The organism is Haloferula chungangensis (genome assembly GCF_042664875.1).
Taxonomy (GTDB): domain Bacteria; phylum Verrucomicrobiota; class Verrucomicrobiia; order Verrucomicrobiales; family Akkermansiaceae; genus Haloferula; species Haloferula chungangensis.
This window is the reverse complement of sequence record NZ_JBHTBS010000109.1, coordinates 1-506: the sequence shown is the minus strand read 5'-3', so window position 1 is coordinate 506 and position 506 is coordinate 1. Positions and strand designations below refer to the sequence as shown.

Annotated in this window: 1 protein-coding gene; it reads right to left on the bottom strand. The window is 35.2% G+C overall.

Features of this window, described 5'->3' with window-relative positions:
- Nucleotides 1–319 precede the first annotated feature (319 nt).
- Nucleotides 320–506: EF-Tu C-terminal domain-related protein (locus tag ACFQY0_RS21425; RefSeq protein WP_465262166.1), on the bottom strand; the 187-nt coding region annotated here is incomplete at its 5' end.

The window sequence follows — 506 nt, the reverse complement described above, 5'->3', positions numbered from 1 at the left end:
ATGTTCTTAATCATACCAATGGTAAATAGCACAAAGCGTAAAGCATATCGCGAAGCGATAAGAGAAATTAATAGAAGTAAAAGATAGGATATGAAGAGACCCCTTAGGGTCTCTTTTTTAATAATTGGTTTAATTTTGACAGGTATAGGATAATATTGGCAATTGCTTATAATCAATTAGAAGATGAAGAACACATCTCCCTGTTCCGACATCTCATTTCTAATCTTTCTTTCATCCTTAATAGTCTAATCTTTCTAAAACAAAAAAACACTTCTAGACATTGTCTAGAAGTGTTATAAATCATAAGATTTAATTTTTATTAAGCGTCGATTCCAGTTACAACACCAGAACCTACAGTACGTCCACCTTCACGGATTGAGAAACGTGTACCGTCTTCAATCGCGATTGGAGAAATTAATTCAACATCCATTTCGATGTTGTCTCCAGGCATTACCATTTCAGTACCTTCTGGTAAGTTCACTACGCCAGTTACGTCAGTTGTACGG